The 11247-nt window shown below is 60.2% G+C and carries 9 protein-coding genes; all 9 read left to right on the top strand.

Translation table 11 applies throughout. The annotated features are described in order from the left end of the window. Positions 1 to 417: 417 nt before the first annotated feature. Positions 418 to 1107, top strand: a complete 690-nt coding sequence (locus PKC29_15295; GenBank protein HML96784.1) for a YoaK family protein — start codon at positions 418 to 420, stop codon at positions 1105 to 1107. Between the two features lie 156 nt (positions 1108 to 1263). Next, positions 1264 to 1665, top strand: a complete 402-nt coding sequence (locus PKC29_15290) for a nuclear transport factor 2 family protein (GenBank protein ID HML96783.1) — start codon at positions 1264 to 1266, stop codon at positions 1663 to 1665. Between the two features lie 839 nt (positions 1666 to 2504). Continuing rightward, entirely contained in the window at positions 2505 to 4325 is a 1821-nt protein-coding gene (locus PKC29_15285) for a GMC family oxidoreductase (protein HML96782.1), read from the top strand. Positions 4326 to 5309: 984 nt separating this feature from the next. Further along, positions 5310 to 5501 carry a cbb3-type cytochrome oxidase assembly protein gene (locus PKC29_15280; protein ID HML96781.1) on the top strand — a complete coding sequence of 64 codons (192 nt, stop codon included), beginning with the start codon at positions 5310 to 5312 and terminating at the stop codon, positions 5499 to 5501. Further along, positions 5498 to 6940 (top strand): cbb3-type cytochrome c oxidase subunit I, encoded by a 1443-nt coding sequence (locus tag PKC29_15275; protein ID HML96780.1) that lies wholly within the window; start codon positions 5498 to 5500, stop codon positions 6938 to 6940. The genes PKC29_15280 and PKC29_15275 overlap by 4 nt, the downstream gene beginning before the upstream one ends. Next, positions 6940 to 7542, top strand: coding sequence for a cbb3-type cytochrome c oxidase subunit II (locus tag PKC29_15270; protein ID HML96779.1), 603 nt, complete (start codon positions 6940 to 6942; stop codon positions 7540 to 7542). The genes PKC29_15275 and PKC29_15270 overlap by 1 nt, the downstream gene beginning before the upstream one ends. 3 nt (positions 7543 to 7545) lie before the next feature. Further along, complete coding sequence (locus PKC29_15265; GenBank protein ID HML96778.1) at positions 7546 to 8208, top strand: cytochrome c; 663 nt, start codon at positions 7546 to 7548, stop codon at positions 8206 to 8208. A gap of 39 nt (positions 8209 to 8247) precedes the next feature. Next, the gene (locus PKC29_15260) at positions 8248 to 8949 is read left to right on the top strand and encodes a sulfite exporter TauE/SafE family protein (GenBank protein HML96777.1); all 702 of its coding nucleotides are present in this window, start codon (positions 8248 to 8250) and stop codon (positions 8947 to 8949) included. Positions 8950 to 8959: 10 nt separating this feature from the next. Further along, positions 8960 to 11029: a heavy metal translocating P-type ATPase gene (locus PKC29_15255; GenBank protein ID HML96776.1), complete on the top strand. Its 2070-nt coding sequence runs from the start codon at positions 8960 to 8962 to the stop codon at positions 11027 to 11029. Positions 11030 to 11247 lie beyond the last annotated feature (218 nt).

Genomic DNA, 11247 nt, shown 5'->3' with positions numbered 1-11247 from the left:
TGCTGCGCCGCGAGCGGCTTGCAATATGATGGGATGAAAGACGGATCTCTCACGTACGTTCGAGATGACAAATAAATACGAGATTCCGAATCAAGTTCAGAATGACGGATTAAAAGATGATGGAGGGTAGAGTCGCGGCAGAGCGCCGCGACATTGGATTCATGCATGCATGGCGTGCTGGATTCCCGATGTATAGGCGGGTTTTGAGCGGTACCGGATGAGCGCTTGCGGTTCATGGCATAGTCGTCCGGTTCTTGCGCACGCTCAGAACCGTTGGGAATGACAGGAGTGTGGGGATTCCTCGCTTGCTCGGAATCGTTGTTCGAGATGACGCGCATGCGTGTGTGTTTCGGCTGGTAACTTTAATATCCTGACGCGGTGCGTGCAAAATAAATCGCCGGGTTGTAAAATACCGGGATGGTTTCGCCGCAGAAGAGGCCGCAGGGCAAAAGGTACATGGCGGCCGGTCTCGCGCTCATAGCGGGGTACGTAGACGCCTATGGCTTCATCACGTTCGGGACGTTCGTCTCGTTCATGAGCGGCAACACGACGCACGCGGGGTCGGACATCGGGGGCGGATTTCTGAAGGCCGCCGTTCCCGCGTGTCTCGCAATCGTGTCTTTCGTCGCCGGGGTGTTTGCGGCAACGCTCCTTTTGACGTCGCGCGTCAGGCGGCGGCGAGCGATTCAGTATGCGATAATCGCGGCTCTCCTCGGCCTTACGATCGCCGTCACCCGCCTCACGTCTTTAACCGCCCCGGTTTTCGTCATAATGCTCGGCTTCACGATGGGGGTCATGAACACGGCGCTTTCGCGCGTCGGGTCACAGCTCGTGAACGTCACATTCGTCACAGGCACCTTGAGCCAGATAGGCGGCCACCTCGCCCGCGCGTGGAGGGGCGAAGCGCTCGACGACTCCGAAGGGCCTCGGGATACGCACTTCGCCCGCGCGATGCTGCTGACCACCGTATGGCTCGGATTCTTTTCGGGCGCGCTCACCGGAGGGGCGCTCGCTCCGCGGCTCGGGGTGTGGATGCTCTCCATACCCGCAGCTGCTATGCTCATCCTCGCGCTTTGGTGCTTTACAGGGAGTGATGAAAGACCCTGACGTGATTTCCGTATGGTATTCCACCGAGTGAAAACAAGACCCAAGATTTGAATTGCATCCCCGTAAAATATAGGGTAGAACAGCAATAGACAGTTCGGTGTTGATGCGGTGCGTCACAAACCAGGGCTCTCTGATCACGTTTTCGACGGAGGCGCCATGTCTCAAAAGAACGTCAGCATAATCCGGGGAATGTACGAAGCGTTTAAAAACGGGGACTATTCCTCGGCCATAGCCCCGCTCCACCCGGAAGTCGTGTGGCAAATGGCGGAGAATTTTGTCTACGCCGGGCCGAAGCCCAAGATCGGGCCCGAGGAGGTGCTCAAGGGCTTCTTGCGGCTTGTCGAGGAGTGGGAAGATTTCGCCGTCACGCCGGAAGAGCTGCTGGATGCGGGGGATACGGTCGTCGCGAAGGGCCGTTACACCGGCACGTACAGGAAGAACGGGAAGAAGCTGCGGGCGGAGTTCGCGCATTTTTACGAGCTCCGCGACGGGCGCGTCGTCAGGTTTCAGCAGTACACGGATACTGTGCAGTTTATAGAAGTGGTCGGGCGCTCGTAGTATGTTTCTATATAGATGGGAAGGTGCCGCTGTCGGCGGCGATAATGGCAATGATGCTGCCACTTCGAATTCCAGCGGGTATGGCTCGCCAGAGGCTGAAGGGGAAGTTCTATACTTAACTGGTAAGGTCGGAATAAGGGTTTCTACTTTTGACTGACCAAAAGTAGCAAAAATCACGGGCCGGACACGTAGTGTCGTTTTCGACATAGCGCCACTGTTGCTAAGACCACCGGAAGCGCGTCGGGTGGTAATAGCGTAATGCTGCTACTTCGATTGTCTGCGGACACAGTCCGCCTAAAAATCATCGTTCCTTCGCTAAATCCTCAACCTCCCCCATCCCCTGTTCGGATTTTTAACGTTCATAAGCTCGATGTCTTCGGCGGGGCAAGTAAGGTGATTAAACAAGACCGACGACCGGCGGTGCTATGAATTTCTAAGTCAGCTACGTCGAATTCCATCACGCGTGGCGTGCGCGAATTTTGACGGCCCGGAGGGGTATTGCTGCGCCGCGAGCGGCTTGCAATATGATGAGATTTTCGACATAGCGCCGAAGGTGCTAAAATCGCGTGAAGTGCGGCCGGTGGTAATGGCAAAGCGCTGCTACTTCGATTTCCTGCAGGCGTGGCCCGCGAGATTGTCGCGCTCGCGGAAGTCGCTCCCTCGCAGTGACAGGATTGAAAGATATATCTCTCACGTTTGTTCGAAATGACAGGTTGAAATACCCCCTCGCTCCGTTCCAATTTTCCGTATAACATCAGCATGCATCTTTTCAACGAAAGCCGGCGGCCGTATACTGCTAAGTAGTTATTTACTCATTTTTCTAAGAGAGGGGGATGGATATGTCAAAGACAACGCGGCGCGAATTCCTGAAGCGTACCGGGAGGGCCGGGCTTGCGCTCGGGCTCGCGGCGAAGCTCGGCATCACCGGCGGCTGCGTCGACAACGCGAGCGGCGAGTACGACGCGGTGATAATCGGGGGCGGCACTGCCGGGGCTATCGTCGCGGCGAAGCTCCGGGCTGTCGGCGGCGGCCGGAGGAGGGTTCTCGTCATAGAGGCGGGCGGGCCGACGTCGGCTTTAATCGGCGGGACGGATTATCCCGTATGGGTACCGCAGGGGAGAACCGACCTCACCATATTCGACGTGCCCGGCGAGTATTCGAATCTTGCCTTCATGCCGCAGGGCGAGCCGTACAAGTTGACGGAAGCGCCGTTCACGTACCAGGGCATCGGGCTCGGCGGCAACTCGCAGTTTAACGGCATGCTGTTCCAGACGAATCCCCCGTTACTCTTCGACACGGCGTGGCCGCCGGGGTGGAGCTGGGCGGACATGGAGCCGTTCTACGATCGGGTCAGGGACAGGGTCCCCGTGACTAACACGCCCTCGACGAACGGCGTCCCGCAGAACACCGGCCCGGCCGGGATAGTGCACCCGCTTTACGAAGAGGCGGGATTCGTCGAGGGGAATACGAGCCTGCCGTTCTCCGAGAAGGGTGTTTACAGCAGGCCCTACGTCGCGGCCGTCGAGGGCAGGCGCGCAGGGCCGATAACGGGGTATTTCGCCGAGGCTGACCCGGACGGCGTGCCCGCCGAGGGGTTAGAAATACTTGAATTCGCAAAGGTGGACAGGATAGAATTCGATTCCGCCGGAAGGGCCGTCGCCGTCCATTACACGAGCCGTGGCGCGCTCGACCAGAATATTCCCGGCGCGCCGGGCTCCGCCCGCCTCAAGAGGAACGGGTTCGTGGTCATGGCGGCCGGGGCTCTCATCACGCCGAGGATACTTTACATGAGCGGCGTCGGGCCGTTCGGACGCGAGGCCGAGATATTCCCCGAGGGGCCGTCCGTGCCGTTCACGATAGACAACCAGCTCATCGGCGTCGGGCTTTTCGACCACGCGATGTCGCTCGTCGCGTACAACTACGACGGGGACATCCCCTACCACTCGTACAACTACACGGACTATGCGGCGCACGAGGCCGACCTCGAGGAGTACCTCGCGAACGGGAGCGGGCCGTATGCCCAGTACCGCCCCGTGTCGATACTGAATTACAGCTACGATTCCCCCGTGCCGGACGTCGAGATATTCCTCGACCCGCAAGGGCCCGGGCCGACCGACGGGCCGTATTACGGGCCGAGGACGTTCTCGGCGTACGTGATGCTGCTTAACCCGAAGACGCGCGGGCTCGTCACGCTGGACGCGAACGGCAACGTCCGCTACCCCGAAATTTACCTCCCGGACACGCCCGACGGTAACGCGGACGCGGACGTCATGGCCCGGGCGGTGTACGACATGATCCAGCTATTCAAGACGGACCCGTCGCTTACTATCTCGTTCGGCCCGGGGAGCCCGAGCCATCCGAACCTGAACCCGGACAGCCCGGCGGACGTCAGGATCTACGTCACGAGCCCGTCGCCCGTGGACAACGTTTATTACAGCAGGCTGATAATAAACCACTTCGGCGGGACGGCGCGGCTTACAGACGGGCCGGGGGGAGTCGATCCCGAGACGCTTATCGTGCGCGGGACGGAGAACGTCGCCGTCGCGGACGCGTCGCTTATACCGAGGGTGCCGACGGCGCATCCCGTGGGGACGATTATGGCTGTCGCCGACAGGGCGGCGGACATACTGGCGAAGAGGTGGGCGGACAGTGTCCGCTGACAATCGAAGTGGCAGGGGAGAGATTCGAAGCAACATTCGCGCGAAGGGTGCGTTCTCCCCGAAAAGCAAAAGCAAAGATAATACGAGATTCTGAGTCAAGTTCAGAATGACGGATTATTAAAATATTAAATCCCCCCTATCCCCCCTTTTTCTAAGGGGGGATGAAAAGACTGAAAGAGAGATTTCTCGCTTGCGCTCGAAATGACAGGATTAAAAGCGAGATCCTGAAAATTATGGTTTGTGTCACTATGGAGCAGTACCGGACAAACTTTCGTGCAGTCGGCCAAGGGCTCTCGATTCCTCGCTTGCTCAAAATCGTTGGGAATGACACACACGTAGTGTGTTTTCCGACGTAGCATGTTCCGAGACTATAACCACGTGAAGCGCGTCTGATGATAATGGCAACGACACTGCTACTCCGAATGTCAGCGGACACAGTCCGCCGATTTCCTGTGGGCGCGGTGCGCGGGATTGCCGTGGTCGCGGAAAACGCTCCCTCGCAATGACAGTTGAAAGAAAGTGTTGTGTTTCAACTCGTGATCGCGACGGCGGATTCCTGCATGCGCGGTGTGCAAAAAAATTGTCATGATTGAGTACTCACTCATTTTTGGTGCTTCGCCGATGCGTCGAGCTGAAAATTTTCAGGGCGCTGCGGTCGTGCTGCTGCAATATTGTCACGATGCGGCTTTCAGGCAGGTTTTACAGGGGTTTCGCTCCGTTCCGGTTCTCCCGCCGTGTAATTTTATGTTCCCATTTTGGCATGGTTTGCAGGTGCGTCGTGTTGTCGGTAGGGCTATCTCTGGTATAATCAAATTCGGAGAGATAAGTGGCAGTGTTTTCATGGAGTGATTAACTCCGGGCGGTGTTCCGGGGACGCATTGCGGAAATATGTTTGCTTTTTCTCCGCAGCGGAATAGGTCTTTTCGCTACCGTGATGACGCCGTTTATCATTGTGAGATGACAGTTCCTTTTGCAGCGTTTTTATTGATTGTAGTTCTGCTCGTTGCTGCAATCGTAGCGATGGGCGCATTTATCTGGGCCGTAAGAACGAACCAGTTCAGCAACCTGAATAAAGCCGCATACGTGATATTCGACGAGGAAGAGCCCGTGGGGGTTTTCACCGACGAGGTCTTCGTCGATTCCCATGGCGGGAACGGCGAGGGGGCGGGGCGATGAGCGTTAGGCCCGAGCTTACTTCCCGGATCGAAGGCGACGACTCGAGCGCCGGACCCGTTCTGCTCTTCTTTGCCACTGCAGTAGCGTGGCTCCTGATCGGCTCCGTGTTCGGACTCGTGGTCGCGTTCAAGTTCAGCTTCCCCGATTGGCTCGGCGACGCGCCCGCGCTCACGTTCGGCAGGCTGAGGCCGGCGCACCTTAACACCGTCATATACGGCTGGGCGTCGCTTGCCCTGTGCGGCGTGTTCGTGTGGCTCGCGTCGAGGCTCTGCCGGACCGCCATACGGTGGAAGAACCTTCTCTATATTTCGGCCGTTATCTGGAACCTGGGGGTTCTGTGGGGGACGATCGAGCTGCTCAGGGGCAACAGCGCCGGGCAGGAATGGCTCGAGTTCCCGACGTGGTCCTGGGTGATGATAACTGTGGCGGCCGTCCTGTTTTCACTCTCGATCATAAAGACGTTCCGTGCGAGGGACGTCGATCACATTTACATTTCGCTCTGGTATATGCTGGCCGCGGTGATATGGTTCCCGCTCCTTTGGGTGCTCGCGCACCTGCCCATATACACCGGCGTCACGCAGGCGGCGTCCAACTGGTGGTACGCGCACAACGCGCTCACCGTGTGGTTCACCCCCGCGGGGCTCGCGGCGGCGTATTACTTCATACCGAAGGTCATCGGGCGGCCGATTCACAGCTATTACCTGTCGCTGATAGGGTTCTGGACGTTCGCGCTCTTCTACAACTGGAACGGCATACACCACCTGGTCGGCGGGCCGCTGCCGACGTGGCTCATAAGCGTGTCGATCGTGGCGAGCGTGCTGATGTTCATACCCGTTATCGCCGTCGCCATTAACCACCACATGACGATGGTCGGGCACTTCGGCAAGCTGAAGTCGAGCCCGACACTCCGGTTCGTCGTGTTCGGCGCGATAAGCTACACGGCCGTGAGCATGCAGGGCTCGATAGAGGCCATACGCGCGCAGAGCGAGATAACGCACTTCACGCACTACACTATAGGGCACGCGCACCTCGGGCTTTACGCGTTCGTCACGATGATAATGTTCGGCTCGATCTACTACATCATGCCGCGCATCGTCAAATGGGAGTGGCCGTATCCGAGGCTCATCAAGGTTCACTTCTGGCTCGTGGCATCGGGCGTAATCCTCTACTTCGCAGCGATGACAGTCGGCGGCGTCTTCCAGGGGCTTTACATGAACGACGCGGCGAAGCCGTTCATAGATTCGGTGGAGGTTACGAGGCCCTATCTCATGGCCCGCTCGATAGGGGGCTCGATGATGCTGCTCGGCCAGATCGTATTCATATATCTATTTTCGCTGATGCTCTTCAGGAAAGGGGCCTTCAGGGCCATGCCGCCGTGGGGCTCCAAGATCGCCGAGGCGTCTCACCCGGACGCCCCCGGGGCGGAGGTGGCGTCCTGATGTATATGAAGGTACCGCTGTTCATAATGGGGGTTCTGGCGACGCTTCTCATCGCGTGGGCGGGGCTCACGCTCGTGCCGGGCATCCAGATAAGCGAGATCGAGCCGCCTGCGGGGCTCAAGCCCTACACCGACCAGCAGCTTCGGGGGAGGGCTATCTACATCCGGGAAGGCTGCATCTACTGCCACAGCCAGCAGACGAGGCCCGTCGGATTCGGCGCCGACCAGAAGCGTAACTGGGGGAGGCCGTCCGTCCCCGGCGATTATCTTTACGACAATCCGCAGCTCCTGGGCACGATGCGCACGGGGCCCGACCTCTTCAACATAGGCGCCAGGCAGCCGAGCGAGGACTGGCACCTTATACACCTGTACAACCCGAGGGCGACGTCGCCCGGGTCGATAATGCCGCCGTACCCGTGGCTCTTCAGGGAGGAGATAGAATATTCGGACGAGGTGCTGGCGGCGCGGGGCGAGCGGGTGGTCCCGGTCCCCGAGGAGTATTTGCCGCTGGGCAAGGTGATCATCGCGACGCCCGAAGCGCGCGACCTCGTGGCGTATCTACTGGGGCTCAACCACACGTATCCCGTGGAAGGGGAGGAGTGAGGCATGGGCGACGAAAAGAAAAACGACATACAGGCCCCATACAGGGCGGAGAACGAAGACGTCGATATTTACGGCCTTCACAGGCAGGCGCTCCGCGAGTCGCCCGATCCTGTCGAGGGACTCGAAAGGCCGCCATGGTGGCTGTGGGTGATATGCATATCGCTCATTTTCTGGGCGGGGTTTTACATTGGACGCTACGGGGGCGAGTTCGGGCCGGAAGTCCATCTTTTAGAGAAGGGCGGAACGGTGAAACAGGCCTCCGTTTCGAAGCCCGGGGAGAGCCCGCCCGCTGCGGCCGTGGACGGGGCCGAGGTGTATAACCGCGTCTGCGCGACATGTCATCAGCAGAGCGGGCAGGGTGTTCCGGGCGCGTTTCCGCCCCTCGCGGGCTCCGGCCTTCTTACCGGTGACGATAAACTTCCGGTTAAAATAGTATTACACGGGCTTCAGGGTCCGGTTACCGTCGCGGGGACGACTTATAACGGCGTGATGCCGGCCTGGGGCGGGCAGATGTCCGACGAGGAGATAGCGGCGGCGCTCACGTACGCGAGGTCGAGCTGGGGGAATTCGGCCCCGGAGGTAAGCGCCGGGACGGTGAAGAATATCCGCGAGGAGACTTCGGACAGGACGACGAACTGGACGATAAAAGAGCTCGAAGGGGAATAAGGCAGCGCCTGCGGCGCTTTCCGGCCGCGCGCTAAAGTTATGGTAGACATGACGGCATACGGGCTCGCTTTCATAACCGGCGTTCTCGGCTCATTCCACTGCATAGGGATGTGCGGCGGGTTTCCGATCCTGATATCCGGGGCATCGGGACACGGGAGGAATATATCCGGGCAGCTACTTTATAATGCCGGCCGGGTCTTCACGTACTTCTTCCTGGGCGTACTGGTCGGCGCGCTCGGGTTCATGATCAAGGAGATGGGGCCCATGCTCGGTTTCCAGGTGGCGCTCACCGTCGTGCTCGGGCTCGTCATCATCCTCGCCGGGCTCCAGATGACGGGGCTCGTCGGCGAGGGCCGCATTCCCGGGTTCTCGTCCTTCTACACGCTCCTTAAAAATACGATGGCCTCGTTCCTCAGGCGGAAGGGGAAGACGGCCGCCTTTTCTCTCGGGGTCATGAACGGCTTTTTGCCGTGCCCGCTCGTTTACGGATTTCTCCTCGTGAGCCTCACGGCTGGCTCGCCCCACAAGTCGGGCCTGATGATGCTCGCCATGGGCCTCGGGACCGTACCCGCGATGTTCCTCGTCGCCGCGGTTCACAGGCGCGTCTCGCCGTATCTTAGGACGCGCCTCAGCCGCACGATCCCGGGAATACTCATAATCATTTTCGGGATCGTCACCGTCGCCCGCGCCGTTCTGCCGACGGGGTTCGGCGAGAGGATTCACGACATATGCGGATTTTAAAGCACACGACATGACGACGGACCGCGCGGCGTGCTCCCACTGCGGCCTTCCGGCGGGCAGGTACGGCACGGAATCGAAAGGGCGCGTCTTCTGCTGTTACGGGTGCCTCCTCGCGAGCGATATAACGGGACAGTCGGGCGAGGAGGGGCAGGCGTCGTGGCTCTTGATAAGGCTCGGGCTGAGCGCGTTCTTCGCGATGAACGTGATGATGCTGAGCCTGACGGAGTACATATACGGCTTCGAAGGCGGCATTGCCGCGATTCTCAATTACATTCAGCTCATTCTGACGGTCCCCGTCATCGTCCTTCTCGGCCTGCCTATATTGTCCGCATCCCTCGGCGCGCTCAAGCGTATGAGGCTCAACATAGACGTGCTGATAATCATCGGCACGGCCGCGGCCTTCGTCATTTCGGTCTACTCGACGTTCACGCGCGAGGGCCACATTTACTTCGACACGATAACGATGCTGCTGGCGCTGCTCACTATAGGGAGATATCTCGAGGCCAACGCCAAGGCGTCGAGTTCGAACGCGATAAGGGGATTCCTCGACCTCGCGCCGAAGTCGGCGATAGTGATACGAAACGGCGCGGAAGAGACGGTGGACTCGGACGATATAATAAGGGGCGATCTCGTGAAGGTGACGCCCGGGACGGGCTTCGCCGTTGACGGGCGCGTCGTCGAGGGGACGAGCAGCGCCGACGAGTCGAGCCTTACGGGCGAGTCGGTTCCCGTGCCGAAGGAGCCGGGGAGCATGGTGTATTCGGGGACGACGAACCTCGACGGCACCGTCGTTTTCGAGGCGCTCGAAGTGGGGGAGGGGAAGACTGTCTCACGCCTCGTGCGGCTCCTCGAAGAGGCGCGCCGGTCGCGCGCGCCGATAGAGAGGACGGCCGACAGGGTGACGGCCGTTTTCGTGCCGCTGGTGTCTGTCGCCGCGCTCATCGTGTTCGCTTTCTGGGCCGTGCGCGGCGGCGTGGACGCGGCCGTCATGCACGCGCTGGCCGTGCTCGTGATCTCGTGCCCGTGCGCGCTCGGGATAGCGACGCCGCTCGCGATATGGGTGGCCCTCGGGAGGGCGGCGGGCTCGGGCGTCCTCGTCCGCTCGGCGGAGATGCTCGAAAGGCTGTCCGGCGTGAACATGGTTTTCTTCGACAAGACGGGCACGCTCACCGAGAGGGAGCTCGTACTGGGCGCAGTTCGAATAAACCCTGAATCGCATGCCGACGAAAGGGAGATTATCACGCTCGCGGCGTCGCTCGAATCGGGATACTCGCACCCCCTGGCGGACAGCCTCGCTCGCGCGGCGTCGGAGATGGGCGCGGGGCTCGTTCCGGCCGCGCAGGTGAAAGCCGCGCCGGGGATGGGCGTAACGGGCGTCGTGGACGGGAGGTGCGTCGCCGCGGGGAGCGCGTGGTACATGGAATCGCTGGGCATTTCGACAGCCGGCTTCGCGCGCGGCGCGGCCCGCGAGCTCGAATCGTCGGGGATGACGGTGATGTTCGTCGGCGTCGGGGAATCTGCCGCTGCCGTGATGGGCTTCACCGAGTCGCCGAGGCCCGGGAGCGCGGCCGCGCTCGGGGAGCTCCACGAAGACGGCGTCGGGGTACTTATACTCACCGGCGACAACGAATACGCCGCCGGGGCTCTCGCCTCCAGGCTCGGAGTCGAGGCCCGGAGCGGGCTCTATCCCGGTGAAAAGCTGGAGATAATCGAGGACTACAAGAGACGGGGGCTTGTGACGGCGATGGTCGGCGACGGCATAAACGACGCCCCGGCGATGAACGCGGCGGACGTCGGGATCGTGCTCGGGTGCGGGGCGGACATCACGCGCGAGGCCGCGGACGTCAGCCTCCTCGGGGACGACCTTACGAAGGTGCCGTGGGTGCTTCGCCTCGCGCGGAGGAATCACCGCGTCGTGAAGCAGAATCTCTTCTGGGCGTTTTTCTACAATACGCTCGGGATAGGTGTCGCGGCGGCGGGGCTGATGCAGCCCGTGCTCGCGGCGGCCGCAATGATCGTGAGCAGCATGATCGTGCTCGGGAATTCGCTCAGGGTGGGGGGGATGAAGGCGGAGAGGTGAGGGGGCACGTAGTGTCTTTTTCGGCATAGCGCTGATGATGCTGAAACCACCTGAAGTGCGGCTGGTGGTAATAGAGTAGTGCTGTTATTTCGATTGTCAGCGGCTGCACGTTTGGTGGTGGAGGGGGACGTTCGGAGTTAACTGGTAAGTGTGGTGCAAGAGTTTTCTACTTTTGCCTGACCAAAAGTACACACGTATGTGTGTCTTTCGACGTAGCA

The sequence above is a fragment of the Thermodesulfobacteriota bacterium genome, assembly GCA_035325995.1.
In the GTDB taxonomy this organism is placed as follows: domain Bacteria; phylum Desulfobacterota_D; class UBA1144; order Nemesobacterales; family UBA2774; genus JADLGH01.
The sequence above is the reverse complement of the archived record's forward strand: the minus strand, read 5'-3'. Positions and strand labels throughout refer to the sequence as shown.